Annotated in this window: 17 protein-coding genes; 3 read left to right on the top strand and 14 right to left on the bottom strand. The window is 65.6% G+C overall.

What is annotated here, in order from left to right:
- Positions 1-13: 13 nt before the first annotated feature.
- Both C8C96_RS11420 and C8C96_RS11425 read right to left on the bottom strand, forming a co-directional pair.
- On the bottom strand, positions 14-1,951 hold the full coding sequence (locus tag C8C96_RS11420; protein ID WP_121942391.1) for a phospholipase D family protein: 1,938 nt from the start codon (positions 1,949-1,951) through the stop codon (positions 14-16).
- Positions 1,952-2,099: 148 nt separating this feature from the next.
- Positions 2,100-3,302, bottom strand: coding sequence for an ammonium transporter (locus C8C96_RS11425; protein WP_056064922.1), 1,203 nt, complete (start codon positions 3,300-3,302; stop codon positions 2,100-2,102).
- 211 nt (positions 3,303-3,513) lie between these two features.
- Here C8C96_RS11425 and C8C96_RS11430 point away from each other — a divergent pair, with 211 nt between their 5' ends.
- Complete coding sequence (locus tag C8C96_RS11430) at positions 3,514-4,773, top strand: PA0069 family radical SAM protein (protein ID WP_233584220.1); 1,260 nt, start codon at positions 3,514-3,516, stop codon at positions 4,771-4,773.
- A 61-nt stretch (positions 4,774-4,834) separates the two neighbouring features.
- On the opposite strand, the gene C8C96_RS11435 is transcribed toward C8C96_RS11430, so the two are convergent.
- On the bottom strand, positions 4,835-5,917 hold the full coding sequence (locus C8C96_RS11435) for a sodium-dependent bicarbonate transport family permease (RefSeq protein ID WP_121943981.1): 1,083 nt from the start codon (positions 5,915-5,917) through the stop codon (positions 4,835-4,837).
- An 89-nt stretch (positions 5,918-6,006) separates the two neighbouring features.
- On the opposite strand from C8C96_RS11435, the gene C8C96_RS11440 reads away from it, so the two are divergent.
- Positions 6,007-6,906: a LysR family transcriptional regulator gene (locus C8C96_RS11440; RefSeq protein ID WP_056064920.1), complete on the top strand. Its 900-nt coding sequence runs from the start codon at positions 6,007-6,009 to the stop codon at positions 6,904-6,906.
- A 122-nt stretch (positions 6,907-7,028) separates the two neighbouring features.
- On the opposite strand, the gene C8C96_RS11445 is transcribed toward C8C96_RS11440, so the two are convergent.
- The 3 genes from C8C96_RS11445 to C8C96_RS11455 form a co-directional block, all read right to left on the bottom strand.
- Positions 7,029-8,069, bottom strand: coding sequence for a DMT family transporter (locus tag C8C96_RS11445; protein ID WP_121942392.1), 1,041 nt, complete (start codon positions 8,067-8,069; stop codon positions 7,029-7,031).
- A gap of 185 nt (positions 8,070-8,254) precedes the next feature.
- The gene (locus C8C96_RS11450; RefSeq protein WP_121942393.1) at positions 8,255-8,542 is read right to left on the bottom strand and encodes a GNAT family N-acetyltransferase; all 288 of its coding nucleotides are present in this window, start codon (positions 8,540-8,542) and stop codon (positions 8,255-8,257) included.
- A 100-nt stretch (positions 8,543-8,642) separates the two neighbouring features.
- Positions 8,643-9,512: a LysR family transcriptional regulator gene (locus C8C96_RS11455; protein ID WP_056064917.1), complete on the bottom strand. Its 870-nt coding sequence runs from the start codon at positions 9,510-9,512 to the stop codon at positions 8,643-8,645.
- 137 nt (positions 9,513-9,649) lie between these two features.
- Between C8C96_RS11455 and C8C96_RS11460 the strand changes: the two genes are divergently transcribed.
- A complete protein-coding gene (locus C8C96_RS11460) occupies positions 9,650-10,684 on the top strand; it encodes an NAD(P)H-quinone oxidoreductase (protein WP_233584221.1) in 1,035 nt (344 codons plus the stop codon).
- 76 nt (positions 10,685-10,760) lie between these two features.
- On the opposite strand, the gene C8C96_RS11465 is transcribed toward C8C96_RS11460, so the two are convergent.
- The 8 genes from C8C96_RS11465 to sdhA form a co-directional block, all read right to left on the bottom strand.
- Positions 10,761-12,479, bottom strand: a complete 1,719-nt coding sequence (locus C8C96_RS11465) for a phosphoethanolamine transferase (RefSeq protein WP_121942394.1) — start codon at positions 12,477-12,479, stop codon at positions 10,761-10,763.
- Between the two features lie 36 nt (positions 12,480-12,515).
- Positions 12,516-13,388: an S-formylglutathione hydrolase gene (fghA, locus tag C8C96_RS11470; protein WP_121942395.1), complete on the bottom strand. Its 873-nt coding sequence runs from the start codon at positions 13,386-13,388 to the stop codon at positions 12,516-12,518.
- Between the two features lie 173 nt (positions 13,389-13,561).
- Positions 13,562-14,677 (bottom strand): S-(hydroxymethyl)glutathione dehydrogenase/class III alcohol dehydrogenase, encoded by a 1,116-nt coding sequence (locus C8C96_RS11475; RefSeq protein ID WP_015015063.1) that lies wholly within the window; start codon positions 14,675-14,677, stop codon positions 13,562-13,564.
- 46 nt (positions 14,678-14,723) lie between these two features.
- Positions 14,724-14,990, bottom strand: a complete 267-nt coding sequence (locus C8C96_RS11480) for a metal/formaldehyde-sensitive transcriptional repressor (protein WP_056064906.1) — start codon at positions 14,988-14,990, stop codon at positions 14,724-14,726.
- A 218-nt stretch (positions 14,991-15,208) separates the two neighbouring features.
- The gene (locus C8C96_RS11485) at positions 15,209-16,519 is read right to left on the bottom strand and encodes a citrate synthase (protein WP_056064903.1); all 1,311 of its coding nucleotides are present in this window, start codon (positions 16,517-16,519) and stop codon (positions 15,209-15,211) included.
- A 59-nt stretch (positions 16,520-16,578) separates the two neighbouring features.
- Positions 16,579-16,905, bottom strand: coding sequence for a succinate dehydrogenase assembly factor 2 (locus C8C96_RS11490; RefSeq protein WP_121942396.1), 327 nt, complete (start codon positions 16,903-16,905; stop codon positions 16,579-16,581).
- Between the two features lie 25 nt (positions 16,906-16,930).
- On the bottom strand, positions 16,931-17,635 hold the full coding sequence (locus C8C96_RS11495; RefSeq protein ID WP_056642496.1) for a succinate dehydrogenase iron-sulfur subunit: 705 nt from the start codon (positions 17,633-17,635) through the stop codon (positions 16,931-16,933).
- Positions 17,636-17,660: 25 nt separating this feature from the next.
- Complete coding sequence (sdhA, locus tag C8C96_RS11500) at positions 17,661-19,466, bottom strand: succinate dehydrogenase flavoprotein subunit (RefSeq protein WP_121942397.1); 1,806 nt, start codon at positions 19,464-19,466, stop codon at positions 17,661-17,663.
- Positions 19,467-19,469: the final 3 nt, after the last annotated feature.

The following is a 19,469-nucleotide window of genomic DNA, read 5'->3' on the forward strand; positions in this document are numbered from 1 at the left end:
TCTCAGGCCGCTGCTACAGCAGGTGGTCGGGCGCCAGGGGGCCCAGCAGCTGCAGCATCAGCCGCAGCGGGGCACTGGCGTCGGGCTCGGTCGTGGCGTCTGGCAGCCCGCTGCCCTCGGGGGCGCGCCAGCGCAGGCCCTGGTCGGTGGCCTGCACCTGCCACGCGGATTCTTTCAGCGCCGTGTCGATCTGAGTGAGGGCGCGGCGAGACAGCTCCATGCTGCGGATCAGCAGCGCCACCTCGGTGTTCTGCCGCTGCGAGCGCATGTCAAGGTTCATCGACCCCACTGCCAGCAGTCGGCCGTCCACGATCATCAGCTTGGAGTGCAGCATGGCGCGCGAGCTGCCTTGCGAACCCACGGCACCCGCGCCGCCGCCCATGCTGCCCGATACGCCCAGCGCTCCCCGCAGCACCCCTGGTAGTTCGCTGTGCATCTCGTACAGCTCCACCCCCATGGCAAGCAGCTGCGGCCGGTGGCGGGCATAGCCGGCATGCGCAATGGGCGCGTCGTTGGAGGCCAGCGAATTGGTCAGCACCCGCACCCGCACGCCGCGTGCCCTCGCCGCCGCAAAGGCGGCCTCCATGTCCGGCCCCGGCACAAAGTAGGGCGAGATGATGAGCAGGTCGCGCCGCGCTTGGCCCATGAGCTGCAACAGCCCGTCCACCACGGTGTCGGTTTGGGCCTCGGTGGCTTCGGGGCTTGCGCGGGGGCTGTCGGGTGGCGCGCCGTTGGAAGATGCGGTGGCGCTATCGGCCGCCGGCAGCACGCGGGGTGGGGAGGCTGCCGCGCTGTCAGCCGCCGGTATCGTGCGGGACCCCGAGACCAAGGCGGCAGCAGCGGCCTTGGGGCTGCGGGTCGCCCCTGCGGCGGCGCTGGCGCCTGGGCCCGGCGGCGGTGCTGCCAAGGCCAGAGCAGCCCCATTGCCCATCCCTGCGCTGTCGGCCGGGATCTTGGCAGGCTGGTCCACCAGCACGGCCGCCGCAGCCCAGACGAACGGGGTGCGCTCCAGGTCCATGGGCTCGTAGTTCCAGATCCGTGCGCGCTGCGCTGCGGTAGTGCCTGGCCCCATGTCGGGCGGCAGGCGGTCTGGGGCGGTGGTGCCACCCTGGCCTGCGACACGGCGTCTTCGCCCTTCGTCAGCCACACGGATGCTGTCGCGCAGATGGTCAAGCTCGCCCTGTGTGATGAGCGACTGCACCGGGTAGGCGCGTTCGTTGTTCCAGTAGCTGTCAAAGCTGCGCGACAGGTCCCGCACGATGGGGCCTGCAGCCAGCACGTCCAGGTCCACAAAGTTGCCCGAGTCGGCATTGCCGAAATAGGCGTCACCCAGGTTGCGGCCCCCGGTCACAGCCATGGCGTTGTCGGCAATGAACAGCTTGTTGTGCATGCGCTGCTGCACGCGCGAGAAGTCGCCCAGCAGGCCCAGCATGCGGCCAATGGGAGACCCCCTTGCGCCCGTGAGGGGGTTGAACATGCGCATCTCGATGTTGGGCACAAACGCCAGCCGCATCACCTGCGCATCACGCCCGGTGCTGTGGAAGTCGTCCAGCAGCACGCGCACCCGCACGCCGCGCTGGGCTGCTGCCATCACGCTGAGCAGCAGGCGTTCGCTGCTGGCGTCTGCGTGAATCGCGTAGTACTGCAGGTCCAGGGTTTTCTGTGCGGCGTCCACCAGTGCCAGGCGGCTGCTGTAGGCGGCTTGCGGGCCGCTGAGCAGCGCAAACCCCGAAGCGTGCCGCGCCCCTTCGGCGACCCTGCGTGCTGCTACCAACTGGCCCAGGGGGGTATCGCCAGGGGCCGACCAGGCTGCCGACACCGGGCGGTCCACATCCTTGGGCAGGCCCGCACAACCGGCAAGGGCCATGGCAACCACCACCAGCGCCATGCCCAGCCAGCCGGGGCGGGCCCGCAGGGGCAGGGTCAAGGACAAGGAGGGCAAAGACAACATGGCGCGATTGTGACCGTGGAGCCGCTGGGGCGCAGGGCTCAGGTATAGCCGTGCGCCGGCCCAGGCGATGTCAGACGGGGCGCCAAGGCGACGGCTGGGCCTTGCACCAGGCGTGGTGCCGGGCCCGGGCCGCCGCCGGTTGGGCTGGCTACCAGCTCACTTCGCGGTCGGGCGTGGCGCTGATCTTGTGGATGCTCAGGTCGGCGCCGTCAAACTCTTCTTCCTGTGTCAGGCGGATACCCACCGTCTGCTTGAGGATGCCGTACACCACCACGCCGCCAACCAGGGCCCAGAGCACGCCCAGGCCGGTACCGATGAGCTGGGCCGACAGGCTGACCCCGCCCAGCCCGCCCAACGCCTTGCTGCCAAAGATACCCGCAGCCAGTCCGCCCCAGGTGCCGCACAGCCCGTGCAGCGGCCATACGCCCAGCACGTCGTCAATCTTCCATTTGTTTTGCGTCAGGGTGAACATCAGCACAAAAATGGCTCCGGCCACCGCGCCGACCACCAGCGCACCCAGCGGGTGCATGAGGTCCGAGCCCGCACACACGGCCACCAGACCCGCCAGCGGGCCGTTGTGCACAAACCCGGGGTCGTTCTTGCCCAGCACCAGGGCGGCCAGCGTGCCGCCCACCATGGCCATCAGCGAGTTCACCGCGACGAGGCCCGAAAGCTTGTCCACGGTCTGCGCGCTCATCACATTGAAGCCGAACCAGCCCACCACCAGCACCCAGGCGCCCAGCGCCAGAAACGGGATGTTGGACGGCGGGTGGGCCGAGATCGCACCGTCCTTGCGGTAGCGGTTGGCGCGAGAGCCCAGCAGGATCACCGCCGGCAACGCAATCCAGCCGCCCATGGCGTGCACCACCACCGAGCCCGCAAAGTCGTGGAACTCTTCGCCCGTCAGCGCCTTGATCCAGCCCTGCACACCAAAATGCTGGTTCCAGGCAATACCCTCAAAAAACGGGTACACAAAGCCCACGATGACTGCTGTTGCCAGCAGTTGCGGCCAAAACTTGGCGCGCTCCGCGATGCCGCCCGACACAATGGCTGGAATGGCTGCCGCAAACGTGAGCAAGAAGAAGAACTTGACCAGCGCATAGCCGCTTTGCTGCACCAGCGATTCGGCACCGATGAAGAAATGCGTGCCGTAGGCCACTGTGTAGCCGACCACAAAATAGACCACCGTGGACACCGAAAAGTCCACCAGGATCTTGACCAGCGCATTCACCTGATTCTTTTTGCGGACTGTGCCCAGCTCCAGAAACGCAAACCCGGCGTGCATGGCCAATACCATGATCGCCCCGAGCAAGATGAACAAGGCATCTGTGCCCTGTTTGAGTGCTTCCATAACGTCCTCGCGATAGTGATTGATCGACTCTGGTGCGTTTTCATCCGACGCCACAGATTTGCACCAAGTTGAAGCAAGAAGTGCGCCAGGAGTTGGTGCGAGGCTTTGCACCGAATTGGGGCTTTGCCAGAGGGGTAGGTTTGTAGGTGGTGGATAAATACTGTATAAATAAACAGTTTTATTGTGCATGCTGCTCCACCACTCGATGGCCATGAGTTCACTTGACCCTCCCGACGACGACCTGCCTGCACAGCCGCAGGACATCCGGATTCCGCTGCAGGCCATCCGCGGGCGCGGTGCCTCCACGGCCATGGCCCACCGCTTTGCCAAAGACCAGCGCGAACGTGAGGATGATGGGTGGAACCATCCGCGCGCCCTTGGCAGGGCCGAGGGCGTGGAGCAGGGTGGCACGGGTACGGCTCAGGATGGCAAGCCGAACGGCGGGGGGGCTGAAGAGGGTGATGCATGGGGCGGGGGCGACGAGGGCGCCTGCGCCAGCCCCTCACCCGCCACCCGCGTGCATTTCGAAACGGCACGCAGTGCCATCTGCGCCAACGACTCGCCAGACATCTTTTTTGAGCTCTCGGTCAACCCCTACCGGGGCTGCGAGCACGGATGCATTTACTGCTACGCCCGGCCCACGCACAGCTACCTCAATTTTTCGCCCGGGCTCGACTTTGAGACGCAGATCGTGGCCAAGCACAACGTGGCGCAGGTGTTGCGTCAAGAGCTTGCTCAGCCGCGTTACCTGCCGCGTTTGCTCAACATCGGCTCCGCCACCGACTGCTACCAGCCCGTGGAGCGCGACCTGAAGCTCACGCGCAGCGTGATCGAAGTGATGCGCGAGGCGCGCCACCCGTTTTCGTTGATCACCAAATCCAGCGGCGTGGAGCGCGACCTGGACCTGCTCGCCCCGCTGGCAGCGCAGCGCTTGGCGGCGGTGTACATCACCATCACCACACTCGACGCTGCGCTGGCTCGCCGCATGGAACCCCGCGCCGCCGCGCCCCACCGGCGGCTGCGCACCATCCGTGCCCTGGCCGAGGCGGGAGTGCCGGTGGGCGTGAGCGTGGCGCCCCAGATCCCCTTCATCACCGAAGACATGGAGCAGGTGCTGGAGGCCGCGCGCGATGCCGGTGCGCGCACCGCGTTCTACACCGTGCTACGCTTGCCGTGGGAGCTGGACGCGTTGTTTCGCGAGTGGCTCACGGTGCACTACCCGCAGCGTGCAGCGCGCGTCATGGCGCGGGTGCAAGACCTGCACCACCTCACCGATGCGCAGCGCGCCGCCGGCAAGACCTATGACAGCGACTTCGCCACCCGCATGAAGGGCAGCGGGCTGTGGGCCGATTTGCTGCGCCAGCGGTTTGCCAACACCTGCCGCCGCCTGGGGCTCAACCGGGAGCGCGAGGGGCTGGACCTGGGGCAGTTCAGGCCGGGACTGCTGAAAGGGCAGGGGAGCCTTTTCTAGATCCCGCGCCCATCTCCGTGCACTTTGCACTGCGCGCCGCAGGCCGCAATGCGTTGCCTCGTCAGCCCCCCCACACCCGCTGCACTATCTGGGTGTACAGCGGAATACCCACCAGGATGTTCAGCGGAAACGTCACCCCCAGCGAGAGGCTCACGTACAGCGACGGGTCGGCTTCGGGGATGGCATAGCGCACCACGGCAGGCACCGCGATGTAGGACGCGCTGGCGGCCAGCACCATGAGCAGCACGGCATCCCCCGTGGGCACCTGCAGCAGCCAGGCCAGCGCCAGGGCCAGGCTGGCGTGCGTCAGCGGCCCCAGCACCGCGTAAGCCAGCAGCCATGGCGACTGCTTGCGCACCGCAGGCAGGTTGCGAGCCGTGGACAGGCCCATGTCCAGCAAGAACAGGCACAGCATGCCCTTGAACAGATCGCCCGAGAACGGCTGCATGGCCGCCTTGCCGGCATCGCCAGTCACCATGCCGATCACCATGGCGCCCAGCAGGAGCAACTGGGTGCCGTCGGTGAACGACTCGTGCAGGATCTTGCCCACCGACAGGTGAGGCCCCGGCTTGCCAGGTGCGCCCCCTGCGCTTGCGCCACCCAGTGCGGGGCCCGCTGCCGACGCCATGGCGACCACCGGTGACACGCGCAGGAGGGGGCTTGAGGGGGTGACTGCCAACGACTGAGCCACTGACTGCCGCTGCCGCATCGCATTGGCCAGCATCACCGCCAGGATGATGGCGGGCGACTCCATCAGCGCCATGGCTGCCGCCATGTAGCCGCCGTAGGCAATGTGCTGTGACTCCAGGTACTGCGTGGCCGTCACAAAGGTCACGGCGCTGACCGATCCGTAGGTGGCTGCGACCGCCGCCGCGTTAAAGCCCGACAGCACCCGCCGCAGCAGCACATAGCCCACCAGCGGCACCACCACGGCCAGCAGCACCGCCAGCCCCAGACTGCTGGCCACACTGGGTGTCAGGCCTGAAGCCGCCAAGGCAAACCCGCCCTTGAGGCCCAGCGCCATCAGCAGGTAGATGGACAAGAACTTCGAGATCGCCGCCGGCATCTCCAGGTTGGATCGGACCAGGCCCGCAAACACTCCCAGGGCAAAAAACAAAATCGCGGGGTCCAGCAAGCTTTGCATCATTCAACTCCTTGTTGGGGGCCGATGCTAGGGATGTGTGGCTGCAAAGTAAAATCGATTCGAACGCAGTTATCTATAGATAAAAATCTATGAACATCACCTTTCGCCAGCTGCGGCTGTTCCTGGCGCTGGCCGAGACGGGCAGCGTCAGCGCCGCTGCCAAGGTCATGCATGTCACGCAGCCCACGGCCTCCATGCAGTTGCGTGAGGTGACCCAGGCCGTGGGCCTGCCGCTGTACGAGGTGGTCTCACGCCGTGTACACCTGACCGAGGCGGGACACGCCCTGGCCCGCACTGCGCGTGCCATTGCGGGCGAGTGGGATGCGTTCGAGCAGCGCGTGTCGGGCGCCAAGGGCCTCACCAGCGGGCGCCTCAAGGTCGCCGTGGTCAGCACCGCCAAATACTTTGTGCCCCGCCTGCTGGGCAGCTTCTGCAAGCTGCACCCGCAGATCGATATCTCGCTGGAGGTACTCAACCGCGACCACGTCATCACCCGCTTGCGCAGCAATCTGGACGACCTCTACGTCATGTCCATGCCGCCTGCGGATTTGCCGCTGGAGGACCAGATCCTCATGCCGAACCCGCTGGTTGTCATCGCCCCCGCAGGCCACCCCCTGGCCGCCAAAAAGCGCATCAAGCTCGCGCAATTGCAGACGGAGCGTTTCATCTTGCGCGAAAAAGGCTCCGGCACCCGCATGGCCACCGACGCCCACCTGCGCCAACTGGGTTTTGCGCCCAGCGCATTGCTGGAGCTGGGCAGCAATGAAGCCATCAAGGAGTCGGTGGAGGGCCAGCTGGGCGTCTCCATCGTCTCCCACCACGCCCTGGGCCCGCACCACGAGGGGCTTGCCGTGCTCAACGTGCAGGGCTTTCCCATCCAGTCGCAGTGGCACCTGGTCTGGCCCAAGGGCAAGCAGCTGTCACCGATCGCCGAGGTGTTCCGGGCACATTTGGTGGGAGAGGTGGAGGGCTGGATGGCACTGCGGTGATTGCACACCCTACGGGCTCGCCGACGGCGCGTCCCTTGGTGATGACTGTGGGGGAGGGCGCTTAACGCCGAATGCCGTACTGCCTGCAAAGGGACGGCCCCGCCACAAGCGGGTGTTCGGTCTCAATGCACATGCCGATGGTGGATGTCCGGGTAGTGCAGGTGCGTGTGCTTCAGTGGCAGGTGCGTGTGTCGGTGGCTGTGTTTGCCGCTGCCGCGATGCTCTACGCCATGCGCGTGCTGGTGGTGCTCGTCATGTTCGTGTTCGTGCTCGTGTTCCAGCGCTTCGTGTTGGTGCTCATGGCTGTGGTGTTCCGTGAGGTGCAACCACACCCCCAGGCCCATCAGCGCAGCGGCCATCCAGAACACCCACGAGGTTGGCTCCGAGAACACCAACAAGGACACAACCACCCCCATGAAGGGCGCGGTGGAGAAGTAGGCTCCCGTGCGGGCTGTGCCGAGCCCGCGCAATGCCAGCACAAACAGCACAAGGCTCAGTCCGTATCCCAAAAGGCCGACAGCCATCGTTGCAGACAGTGTGGCCCACGAAGGCCAGGCGGCGCCCATGCTGATGGCCAGCGTGGTGTTGACCGACCCCGCGATCAGGCCCTTGATGCTGGCAACGAAGAGCGCGTCGGAGGCAGAAACCTTGCGTGTGAGGTTGTTGTCGATGGCCCAGCACAAGCAGGCCAGGCCCACCAGCCAGGAGCCCGTGCCGCCGGGTTGCCACGGAGAGCCGGTCTGCCAGCCCAGGGCAATGCCTCCCGCCACGATGGCAAGCATGCCCCCCACGATGCGCCGGTCGGCGTTTTCTTTGAACACCCACCAGGCAATGACTGCGGTCAGCACCGCTTCCAGATTCATCAGCAGCGAAGCCGTGGCGCCGCTGGTGGAGCGCAGTCCCAGCATCAGCGCCACCGGCCCCACCACGCCTCCAAACAGCACGGCGCCCAGGAGCCATGGCCATTCATTCAAGGGAATGCCAGAGGGCTTGAGCCCGCCATCGCGGACCACACGCACCAGGGCCAGTCCCAGGCCGCTGCCCAGATACAGAAGGCCTGCCAGCAGCACCGGTGGCAGGTCGCCCGTCAGCAGCTTGGCAAATGGGGTGCTGGCGCCAAAGAGCACCGCTGCGCTCAGGGCGTAAATGACGCTTTGATTCATGGCGGAATTTTCTACCTGAAGGCGCCTGGCGTCTTCAGCGGCTATGGGCCGACAGGACTGGAGTCACTCCACCATCGACGCGCGCGGGTTGCGCCGCCCATCCACGGGCAATCGCGTTCTTTGCCATGACCCGCAGTGACCAGCAATGGACCGCCTCGGGCGGGCACCGCTGTCAGCGGGCCTGTTTACACCAGCACGTCCCGCAAAGACGCGTCCTTGTCGAACTGCGCCTTGGCAAACGGGCACAGCGGGACCACCTTGGTGCCCGTGGCCCTGGCCCATTGGACCAGTGCGTCGAGCAGCGCGCGCCCCATACCCTGGCCGCCGAGCGATGGGTCCACCTCGGTGTGGTCCACGATGATCATCGTGGCGTTGGTGCGGCTGTAGGTCATCTCGGCCAGGCGCTGGCCGTTGTGCTCGATGTAGAACGCACCTTTGGCGTCCTGTTCCTGGTGGTGAATGGTGTGTGGCATGGTGGGTCGCAAGGGGTATGGGTCTGCGTCAGAGTATGGTGCATCCGGTGCTGCAGTGGCGGCCCGGCCCGGCGGGGCGGGCTCCATCGGCTTGGGGCGCCTACTGGACTTGGAATGCCTCGGACAGAAACTCTGCGGTGGCGCGCACCCGGGCCGTGCGTTGCAGGTCGGGGTGCATGACTTGCCAGACCTCGTAGTCGGTCGCCCGGCGGCGCTCGGGCCAGATGCGCACCAGGCCTTCGCGCGCCCCCATCCACACCGGCATTTCACCCAGGCCAATGCCCGCTGCCACGCCCTTGCGCACCAGCAGGCTGGAGCGCACGGCCAGCGCAATCCGGGCCTGGCGCGCAGGCACGCCCGCCATGGTCAGAAACGGGCTTTGCTCCAGGTAAGGTGCGTAGGCCACCAGGTGGTGGCCGCGCAGTTCGTCCTCTGGCACCGGCATGCCAAAACGCTCGACATAGCCTGCACTGGCGAACAGGCCCACAGGCCACGACACCACGCGGCGCACCACGAGGTCGGGCGTCTCGGGCCGGACGTTGCGGAAAGCGATGTCCACCTGGCGGCGGCTGAGGCTGAGCAACTGGGTGGACACCTCCAGGTCCACGCGGATGTGGGGCCAGTGCTGCTGCAGGCGCTCAATGGCGGGCATCAGCAGGTCGATGGCGATCGAGTCGGTGCTGGTCACACGCACCAGGCCGCCAGGGCTGGTGTCCTGGCCCTCGATGCGGGTGCGCAGGTCCAGGGCCGCGCTTTCCATGCGGCGGGCCGCGGCAAGCGCTGTCTCGCCTGCAGCGGTGAGCAGGTAGCCGTCCTTGGCACGCAGAAACAGCTTGGCGCCCAGTTCGGCCTCCAGCGCGTTCAGCCTCCGCCCGACGGTGGCCTGGTCCACGCCCAGGCTGCGCGCGGCGGCGCGCAAGGAGGGCGCGCGGGTCAGGGCAAGAAAGATGCGGGTGTCGTCCCAGTTCATGGCCGTATGGAGGTTGCGGATGATTGGTGAGTGTGATGCAAATTTGCATCGCTGTAGAACGAAATTGCTGCGTTTAAATCACTGCGGGGCGCCCTATCCTTGAAGGCACTGAAACCATTGCTTGAGGAGCAACACCCATGTCCACACCAGCGGCCGAACAACCTGCAAACCCCCAACGCACCATGCAAGCCATCGTGTTCGATGACTTCGGCGGCCCCGAAGTGCTGGTGGCGCGCGAGATCCCTGTCCCCGAGGTGCGCCCGCACGACCTGCTGGTGCGCAACGCCGCCATCGGCGTCAACCGGGCCGACCTGCTGCACCGCAAAGGGGCCTATGGTCGCGCCTACTTTGGCGATGCCGACACCATGGGGCTGGAGATTGCGGGGACGGTGGTCGCCATGGGGCTCGAGGTGCAAGGCTTTGCCGTGGGCGACCGCGTGATGGGCATCGTGGGCGGCGGGGCCTACGCCGAGCTGTCACGCATTGATCACCGCATGGCCATGCCGGTGCCTGCGGGCATGGACTTGGTAGCCGCTGGCGCCGTGGCCGAGGTGTTCGTGACCGCGCACGAGGCGCTGTTCCACCTGGCCCGCCTGCACGCGGGCGAGTCGGTGCTGATCCATGCCGCAGCGGGCGGCGTGGGCTCAGCCGCCGTGCAACTGGCCCATGCGGCGGGAGCGCGCGTGTTTGCCACGGCGGGGGGCGACAAGCGCGGCGCTGTGCTGGGCTGCGGGGCCGATGTGTTTATCGACTACCGCAGCGAAGACTTTCAGGCGGTGGTGGACCAGGCCACGCAGGGCCGGGGCGTGGATGTGGTGATCGACTTTATCGGGGCTCCGTACCTGCAGCGCAACGTGCGGTCGCTGGCCAACGGCGGACGCCTGGTGTCGGTGGGGCTGCTGGGCGGTGCGCAGGGTGCGGAGCTGCCCATGGATGTGCTGCTGTACCGCCACCTGCAGATTTTTGGCACCGTGATGAAGTCCCGCCCGCCCGAGGTCAAGCAGGCCATGGTGCAGCGGTTTGCCCGGCAGTGGCTGCCAGCCTTGGCCGCCGGAGTGATCCGGCCGGTGATCGACAGCACGTTTGCACTGGCCGATGCCGCACAGGCCCATCGGCGCATGGAGTCTGGCGCCAGCATCGGCAAGATTCTGTTGTTGCCCCAAGGGAGCTGAGCTGTCTGCGCCCTGCGCCACACCTTTGTGGCACAGGGCTGCCGGGGCCGTCCGCCTGGCCCCGCTTCGGTCCGCCTCAGCCCGCCGCGGCGGGCTTGCGGCACGCGGCAAACATGTCCAGCTCGGTGTTGTACGCCTCGGTCTTCACATCCATCAGGCCCAGTACCGAGTGGAAGTAGTGGTCGTGCGTGATGCGTCGCTCGCCCAGGTCTTGCTGCAGGCAGCCCGTGGCGAGGTGGGTGCGCGCCTGCATGGTGGGTGACAGCCAGGTGATCCAGGGTACGTGTTTTTGCACGTCGGGGGCAATGGAGTAGGGCAGGCCGTGCAGGTAGATGTTGTTCTCACCCAGCGACTCGCCATGGTCTGCTACGTAAATCATAGCTGTCTGGGCATGTTTTTCCTGCGCTCCCAGCCACTGGAGCACTGAATCGAGGAAATGATCGGTCTCGACGATGCTGTTGTCGTAGGCGTTGACCACCTGCTCGCGCTGGCATTCCTGCAAGGCAGTGGAGGTGCATTCGGGGCCAAACTTCTTGTTCTCGGGCGCAGAGCGCTTGTAGTACGCGGGGCCGTGGCTGCCCATCTGGTGCATCACCACCACGGTGCCACGCTGGCGCTGCTCGGCGGGCAGGGCGGCGATCTGGGCGTCCAGGTCCTTGAGCATCACGCGGTCCAGGCACTCGCCGCCAGTGCACAGCGCCGGGTCTTTCTGGGTGCTGGTGATGGTCTCGCCCACCCGGTCGCACACGCCCTTGCAGCCCGACTGGTTGTCCACCCACAGCACCGCAAGGCCGGCGTGGTGCAGCACGTCGATCAGGCTTTCGTAGTTGGCCGAGCGGCCTTCGTAGCCTGTGCGGCCCAGGTGCGAATACATGCAGGGCACCGACGCGGCGGTGCTGGTGCCGCAGGACCAGGCGTTGCGTGCACTCACCAGGTCCTTGCGGGCCGACAGGCGGGGGGTGGTATCGCGCTCATAGCCGTTCAGGCCAAAGTTGCCGCTACGGCCCGTCTCGCCCAGCACCAGCACCAGCAGCGGGGGCTTGGCCTGGCTGGCGTAGCTGGCGCCCAGTTGGGCGTCACGGCCCAGGGGCAGGATTTTGCTGGTGTCCATGCGCAGGGGCTTGGTGGCAATGTTGCCCAGCGCGTACACGCTGTTGAGCGGGTTGATCAGGTAGCGCAGCTTGGTGTGGTTGCGCATGGTCGATGCAAAGTCCTGGAACACCAGCAGCAGGCACACCACGATGACGGCGATGGAGCCTGCCAGCAGCAGGCCGTTGTGCGCCACATGGCGCAGCGCGGTCAGGCGCTGCACGGGGCGGCGGTACAGCCACAACAGGGGCGGCACGGCCAGGATGAGCACGGTGCCCAGCATGCGCAGGTTGAGCAGGTCGCCTGCTTCCTTCACGTCGGTCTGCATCACGTTGACCAGCATGCTGGCGTCGATGGCGATGCCATAGGCCAGCATGAAGTACGCACCAAACGCGGCCATCAGCACCAGCACCAGCACGGCGGGCTTGAGCGTCCAGCGCCAGGCCAGCAGGCTCAGCAGCGCGGCGTTGCCCGCCGCGACGATGAGCGCAAACGCCAGTGCAAAGCCCCAGCCACGCAGGCTGCCCTGGCCGGGCAGCTGGGCCACCTCTTGCCACAGCGGGACGTTGCAGGCCGTGGCCAGCCAGGTGCTGACCAGCACCACCACCCATGCGGGGTGCAGGGGGCGGGGTGTAGGGGAGGCGGAGGGAGGCTCCGAGCGTGAAGCCGAGGCAAAGGGCAGCAGGCGCCGCAGGGACAAAAGCATAGCCCGCTAGTGTGCTGCCAGTTGCTTAAGTGCGCATTAATGTCCGGCGCCAAGACCCCGCGCATGGTGGGCCAAATGGTCGCCCACAAAGCTCTGCACAAAGTAGTAGCCGTGGTCGTAACCCGCATGCCGGCGCAGCGTGAGCGGCTGGCCGATGGCCTGGCACGCGGCCTCGAACAGGTGGGGGTGCAGCTGGTCGGCCAGGAATTTGTCGTCCAGCCCCTGGTCGATGAGGATGCCCGCCGGGTAGGGCGCGATGGGCTGGTGCTGCATCAGCACCGTGGCATCGTGCTCCAGCCAGGTGGTGCGGTCGGGGCCCAGGTAACCGGTGAAGGCCTTTTCGCCCCAGGGGCACTGGGTGGGCGCGCAGATGGGCGCAAAGGCCGACACCGTCTTGAAGCGGCCGGGGTGGCGCAGGGCCAGCGTGAGAGCGCCATGGCCGCCCATGCTGTGGCCGAAGATGCCCAGGCGCTGCCCGTCGATGGGCAGGTGCTGGCCCACCAAGGGCAGCAGCTCTTGCAGCAGGTAGCTCTCCATGCGCCAGTGCGTGTTCCATGGGCTCTGCGTAGCGTCGAGGTAGAAGCCCGCGCCCACGCCAAAGTCCCAGCTGGCCGTGGCGCCGGGCAGGGCCAAAACGGCCTCGCCGCGCGGGCTGGTGTCGGGCGCGATCAGGGCCAGGCCCAGTTCGGCAGCCAGACGCTGGGCTCCGGCCTTGATGGCAAAGGTCTCCTCGGTGCAGGTCAGCCCGGCCAGGTACAACACGGCGGGCACAGGGCCCTGTTGTGCCTGGGGCGGCAGGTACACCGAGAACTTCATCGGCAGGCCGATGGTGGTGGAGGTGTGCTGGTAAAAGCGCTGCTCGCCGCCAAAACAGGCGTGCTGGCTGAGCAGGTCCAGGGGAGTGGTCATGGTGTTTGCTCTTGAATTGATAGCTGCTCAGGCAATATTTCGTAGCGCTTGAGGCAGTTTTCGCTGGTAGGGACCCTAAAAGACGGCTCCAAGCCGTTTTTCATGGCCCGTCGGGGCCAGCACCCGGAGTGCCCTGTGGTCTCAGGGGCTGTGGGCGCTGGCGCTGTGCAGGGTTAAGCAGCGTACTTGACGACCGAGCGGATGGACTTGCCTTCGTGCATCAGGTCAAAGGCTTCGTTGATGTCCTTCAGGCCCATGGTGTGGGTCACAAAGGGCGCGAGCTGGATCTTGCCGGCCATTGCGTCTTCGACCATGCCGGGCAGCTCGCTGCGGCCCTTGACGCCGCCAAACGCCGTGCCCAGCCACTTGCGGCCCGTGACGAGCTGGAAGGGGCGGGTGCTGATCTCTTGCCCCGCGCCTGCCACGCCGATGATGACCGACTGGCCCCAGCCCCGGTGCGCGCATTCCAGTGCCGCGCGCATCACGTTCACGTTGCCGATGCACTCAAAGCTGTGGTCCACGCCCCAGGTCGTCATCTCCACGATGACCTGCTGGATCGGCTTGTCGAAGTCCTTGGGATTCACGCAGTCGGTGGCGCCAAAGGTGCGGGCCAGGTCGAACTTGGAGGGGTTGGTGTCGATGGCGATGATGCGCCCGGCCTTGGCCAGCTTGGCGCCCTGGATCACGGCCAGGCCGATGCCACCCAGGCCGAACACGGCCACCGTGTCGCCCTCTTGCACCTTGGCGGTGTTCTTCACGGCGCCCAGGCCCGTGGTCACGCCGCAGCCCAGCAGGCAGACCTGCTCGGGGTTGGCGTTGGGGTTGACCTTGGCGAGCGAGACCTCGGCCACCACGGTGTATTCGCTGAACGTGCTGCAGCCCATGTAGTGGTAGATGGGCTGGCCGTTGTAGCTGAAGCGCGTGGTGCCATCGGGCATCACACCTTTGCCCTGCGTGGCGCGCACGCTCACGCACAGATTGGTCTTGCCGCTCTTGCAGAACAGGCACTCGCCGCATTCGGCGGTGTAGAGCGGGATGACGTGGTCGCCGGGCTTCACGCTGGTCACGCCTTCGCCCACTTCCACCACGATGCCCGCGCCTTCATGGCCCAGCACCACGGGGAACAGGCCTTCGGGGTCGTCACCGCTCAGGGTAAAGGCGTCGGTGTGGCACACGCCGGTGTCGGTGATCTTGATAAGCACTTCGCCCTTTTTGGGCGGGGCGACGTCGATCTCGACGATCTGCAGGGGTTCTCCGGCTTTGAAGGCAACGGCGGCGCGGGATTTCATGGGGTGGTCCTTTCGGTCAATCGGGTAGGGAATGCGGGTGGGCGGTCTATTTGAGGTAGGAGCGAAGCAGCGCCAGCGTTTCGTCAATGGCTTGCTGGGACGGGGCCGGTTTTTCCGCCAGCGTCTCTCGCACGTGGCTGTCGAGCAGGTCGGCCATCAGTCCGTGCACGGCGCCACGCATGGCCGCCAGCTGCTGCAGGATGGGGGCGCAGTCACTGCCCGCCTCCACCGCGCGCTCCAGCGCCTCGGCCTGGCCCTTGATGCGGCGCAGGCGTGTGATGGCGCGTTGTTTGTCTTCGGCAGTGTGGGGCATGGTCAGGCGGCTGGCTGGTCGTTCACTGGGGTGTACTGGGTGGCAGTATAAAAGACAAGCACATATGCTGATTGCGCTACGGGCATTAAAAGAGCTATTACTCAGGGGGAGTATTCAGGAACTGGCAGTGAGCACCTCTTGATGAGCCATGAAAAAAGCCCGCAGGCACTGCCTGCGGGCTTTGTGGGGTGCGGGAGCGGCGCAGTGCGCCGAACCGATCAGCGGCTGGCCAGGGGAGGCACGTCGCGGCGCACGGAGCCGGTGAACAGCTGGCGGGGGCGGCCGATCTTGTACTCGGGGTCGCCGATCATCTCGTTCAGCTGGGCGATCCAGCCCACGGTGCGGGCCAGGCTGAAGATGCCGGTGAACAGGTTCACCGGGATGCCGATGGCGCGCTGCACGATGCCGGAGTAGAAGTCCACGTTCGGGTAGAGCTTGCGCTGCACGAAGTAGTCGTCTTCCAGGGCGATCTTTTCCAGTTCCTTGGCCAGCTTGAACAGCGGGTCGTTTTCCAGGCCCAGCTCGGCCAGCACTTCATTGCAAGTCTCTTGCATGAGCTTGGCGCGGGGGTCGTAGTTCTTGTACACGCGGTGGCCAAAGCCCATCAGCTTGACGCCGGAGTTCTTGTCCTTGACCTGCTTGATGAAGTCGCCGATCTTTTCCACGCCGCCTTGGGCCTGGATGTCGTACAGCATATTCAGTGCAGCTTCGTTGGCGCCGCCGTGGGCAGGGCCCCAGAGGCAGGCCACGCCCGCGGCGATGGCGGCGAACGGGTTGGTGCCCGACGAGCCGCACAGGCGCACGGTGGAGGTCGAGGCGTTCTGCTCGTGGTCAGCGTGCAGGATGAAGATGCGGTCCAGCGCGCGTTCCAGCACGGGGTTGACCTTGTACTCTTCGCAGGGCGTGCCGAACATCATGCGCAGGAAGTTGCCTGCGTAGCTCAGGTGGTTCTGCGGGTACATGTAAGGCTGGCCCATGCCGTACTTGTAAGCCATGGCGACCAGGGTAGGCATCTTGGCGATCAGGCGGATCGCGGCGATCTCGCGGTGCTGCGGATTGTTGATGTCCGTGCTGTCGTGGTAGAAGGCCGACAGGGCACCCACCAGACCGGTCAGCACAGCCATGGGGTGCGCGTCGCGGCGGAAGCCACGCAGGAAGAACTGCATCTGCTCGTTGACCATGGTGTGGTTGGTCACGCGGCTGGTGAAGTCGGTCTTTTGTGCTGCGTTGGGCAGATCGCCGTACAGCAGCAGGTGGCAGGTTTCCAGGAAGTCGCAGTTCTCAGCCAACTGCTCAATGGGGTAGCCGCGGTACAGCAACTCGCCCTTGTCGCCATCGATGTAGGTGATGGCCGACTGGGTGGCTGCTGTGGACAGGAAGCCCGGGTCATAGGTGAACATGCCCGTCTGCGCATACAGCTTGCGGATGTCGATGACGTCCGGGCCGATGCTGCCCTGATAGACCGGCAGGTCCACGCTGGGGCTGCCGTTACTGAACGACAGGGTGGCTTTGTTGTCAGCTAGCTTCATTGTTACTTTCCTTGGGTAGGTTGCCGATACGAATCCGGTCTTGGTGCGAGGGCTGGGTGTCAGGCATGCACTGCCGTGGCGCCACCGCTTTGTCTCAGCATGCCGAGCACTTCACGCGCTTCTTGTGTGTCTTGTTCGCCCGAGGGCTCTCGCCGCCGCAGCAGCAGGTCCAGCAGGTCGTTGTCCGCCAGATCCATCAGCGCACGCATGCCTTGCGCGTGGCGCTGGGTCAACGTGGACTCGTAGCGGGTGAAGAACTGCTCGATGAACAGATCGTTCTCGAGCAGGCCGCGCCGGCAGCGCCAGTGCAGCTTGCTCAACTCACGCTCGTCCAGCAGCGGCGACGCCGCCTCTGGTGCGATGGAGGTGGTGGACGGTGATTGCATGGCCGGTGGCTCGGAGGGTGCAGGGTCAGATGGCGCGGCGCACCATCAGTTCCTTGATCTTGCCAATCGCCTTGGTGGGGTTCAGGCCCTTGGGGCACACGTCCACGCAGTTCATGATGGTGTGGCAGCGGAACAGGCGGTACGGGTCTTCGAGGTTGTCGAGGCGCTCGCCCGTGGCATCGTCGCGGCTGTCGGCGATGAAGCGGTAGGCCTGCAGCAAGCCGGCAGGGCCCACGAACTTGTCAGGGTTCCACCAGAAGCTGGGGCAGCTGGTGGAGCAGCTCGCGCAAAGAATGCACTCGTACAGGCCGTTGAGCTCGTCGCGCTCTTCGGGGCTTTGCAGGCGTTCTTTCTCGGGCAGCAGGCCTTCGTTGATCAGGTAGGGCTTGATCGAGTTGTACTGCTTGAAGAACTGCGTCATGTCCACGATCAGGTCGCGGATCACGGGCAGGCCGGGCAATGGCTTGAGCGTGATAACACCCTTGAGCGTGTTCATGTTGGTCAAGCAGGCCAGGCCGTTCTTTCCATTGATGTTCATGGCGTCAGAGCCACACACGCCTTCGCGGCAGGAGCGGCGGAACGACAACGTAGGGTCTTGTTCCTTGAGCTTGACCAGGGCGTCCAGCAGCATGCGCTCGTGGCCGTCGAGTTCGATCTCGATGGTCTGCATGTAGGGCTTGGCGTCCTTGTCCGGATCGTAGCGGTAGATTTGGAATGTGCGCTTTTGCATGGTTCTGCTCTCGTGGGGCTACTGTTTAGAACGTCCGGACCTTGGGGGGAACGCTGTCTACCGTCAGGGGCTTGAGGTTCACTGGCTTGTAGGTCAGGCTGTTGTCGGCGCTGTGCCAGAGGGTGTGCTTCATCCACTCGGCGTCGTTGCGGCCCAGCGGTGCCGTGGGGTGGTCGGCAGGCTGTTCGTAGTCGTACACCGTATGGGCGCCACGGCATTCCTTGCGGGCAGCGGCCGACACCATCGTGGCCTGGGCCACTTCGATCAGGTTGTCCACTTCCAGCGCTTCGATGCGTGCGGTGTTGAACACCTTGGACTTGTCCTGCAGCGTGATGCCGGCCACGCGGCTGCGCAGTTCGGCGATCTTCTTGACGCCTTCGTCCATGCTGACCTGGGTGCGGAACACGCCAGCGTGCTGCTGCATGGCAGAGCGGATGTCGCCTGCCAGGGCTTGCGAGTAGATGCCACCCGTGGATTGGTCGAGCTGGTTCAGGCGCTCCAGCGTGCGATCGGCCGCATCGGCTGGCAGGGGCTTGTGCTCCTTGTTCTTGTTGTTGAACTCGACGATGTGGCGGCCAGCGGCCTTGCCGAACACCAGCAGGTCCAGCAGCGAGTTGGTGCCCAGGCGGTTGGCGCCGTGCACGCTCACGCAGGAGCATTCGCCGACGGCGTACAGGCCATTGACGACCTTGTTGCCGGTGCCGTCATGGGTGACGACCTGGCCGTTGATGTTGGTGGGCACGCCACCCATCTGATAGTGGATGGTGGGCACCACAGGGATCGGTTCCTTGGTGATGTCCACGTTGGCGAAGTTGACGCCAATTTCGTACACCGAGGGCAGGCGCTTGTGGATGGTGTCTGCGCCCAGGTGGTCGAGCTTGAGCAGCACGTAGTCCTTGTTGGGGCCGCAGCCACGGCCTTCCTTGATTTCCTGGTCCATCGAGCGGGATACGAAATCGCGCGGTGCCAGGTCCTTCAGTGTGGGCGCATAGCGCTCCATGAAGCGCTCGCCGTTGCTGTTGAGCAGGATGGCGCCTTCGCCACGGCAGCCTTCGGTCAGCAGCACGCCAGCGCCGGCCACGCCGGTGGGGTGGAACTGCCAGAACTCCATGTCCTGCAGCGGGATGCCCGCGCGTGCGGCCATGCCCAGGCCGTCACCGGTGTTGATGAAGGCGTTGGTCGATGCGGCGAAGATGCGGCCGGCACCACCGGTGGCCAGCAGCACGGTCTTGGCTTCCAGGATGTACAGGTCGCCGGTTTCCATCTCGATGGCGGTCACGCCCACCACGTCGCCGTCAGCGTCGCGGATCAGGTCCAGGGCCATCCACTCCACGAAGAAGTTCGTCTTGGCCTTCACGTTCTGCTGGTACAGCGTGTGCAGCATCGCGTGGCCGGTGCGGTCAGCGGCAGCGCAGGCGCGTTGCACGGGCTTTTCACCGTAGTTGGCGGTGTGGCCGCCGAAGGGGCGCTGGTAGATCGTGCCGTCGGGGTTGCGGTCGAACGGCATGCCGAAGTGTTCCAGCTCATACACCACGTTGGGTGCTTCGCGGCACATGAACTCGATGGCATCCTGGTCGCCCAGCCAGTCAGAGCCCTTGATGGTGTCGTAGAAGTGGTAGTGCCAGTTGTCCTCGGACATATTACCCAGCGATGCGCTCACGCCGCCTTGTGCTGCCACGGTGTGGGAGCGGGTAGGGAACACCTTGGACAGCGAGGCCACGTTCAGGCCTGCGCGGGAGAGTTCAAGCGCGGCACGCATGCCGGAGCCGCCGGCCCCGACGATGACAACGTCGAACTTGCGCTTAGTGATATTGGCTTTTGTATAGCTCATTGT

This window comes from Acidovorax sp. 100 (assembly GCF_003688355.1).
Taxonomy (GTDB): Bacteria; Pseudomonadota; Gammaproteobacteria; order Burkholderiales; family Burkholderiaceae_C; genus Acidovorax; species Acidovorax delafieldii.

Coding starts and splice junctions, on each gene's coding strand:
- C8C96_RS11420 (WP_121942391.1), bottom strand. CDS start 1,951: ATGTTGTCTTTGCCCTCCTTGTCCTTGACCCTGCCCCTGCGGGCCCGC.
- C8C96_RS11425 (WP_056064922.1), bottom strand. CDS start 3,302: ATGGAAGCACTCAAACAGGGCACAGATGCCTTGTTCATCTTGCTCGGG.
- C8C96_RS11430 (WP_233584220.1), top strand. CDS start 3,514: ATGAGTTCACTTGACCCTCCCGACGACGACCTGCCTGCACAGCCGCAG.
- C8C96_RS11435 (WP_121943981.1), bottom strand. CDS start 5,917: ATGCAAAGCTTGCTGGACCCCGCGATTTTGTTTTTTGCCCTGGGAGTG.
- C8C96_RS11440 (WP_056064920.1), top strand. CDS start 6,007: ATGAACATCACCTTTCGCCAGCTGCGGCTGTTCCTGGCGCTGGCCGAG.
- C8C96_RS11445 (WP_121942392.1), bottom strand. CDS start 8,069: ATGAATCAAAGCGTCATTTACGCCCTGAGCGCAGCGGTGCTCTTTGGC.
- C8C96_RS11450 (WP_121942393.1), bottom strand. CDS start 8,542: ATGCCACACACCATTCACCACCAGGAACAGGACGCCAAAGGTGCGTTC.
- C8C96_RS11455 (WP_056064917.1), bottom strand. CDS start 9,512: ATGAACTGGGACGACACCCGCATCTTTCTTGCCCTGACCCGCGCGCCC.
- C8C96_RS11460 (WP_233584221.1), top strand. CDS start 9,650: ATGTCCACACCAGCGGCCGAACAACCTGCAAACCCCCAACGCACCATG.
- C8C96_RS11465 (WP_121942394.1), bottom strand. CDS start 12,479: ATGCTTTTGTCCCTGCGGCGCCTGCTGCCCTTTGCCTCGGCTTCACGC.
- fghA (WP_121942395.1), bottom strand. CDS start 13,388: ATGACCACTCCCCTGGACCTGCTCAGCCAGCACGCCTGTTTTGGCGGC.
- C8C96_RS11475 (WP_015015063.1), bottom strand. CDS start 14,677: ATGAAATCCCGCGCCGCCGTTGCCTTCAAAGCCGGAGAACCCCTGCAG.
- C8C96_RS11480 (WP_056064906.1), bottom strand. CDS start 14,990: ATGCCCCACACTGCCGAAGACAAACAACGCGCCATCACACGCCTGCGC.
- C8C96_RS11485 (WP_056064903.1), bottom strand. CDS start 16,519: ATGAAGCTAGCTGACAACAAAGCCACCCTGTCGTTCAGTAACGGCAGC.
- C8C96_RS11490 (WP_121942396.1), bottom strand. CDS start 16,905: ATGCAATCACCGTCCACCACCTCCATCGCACCAGAGGCGGCGTCGCCG.
- C8C96_RS11495 (WP_056642496.1), bottom strand. CDS start 17,635: ATGCAAAAGCGCACATTCCAAATCTACCGCTACGATCCGGACAAGGAC.
- sdhA (WP_121942397.1), bottom strand. CDS start 19,466: ATGAGCTATACAAAAGCCAATATCACTAAGCGCAAGTTCGACGTTGTC.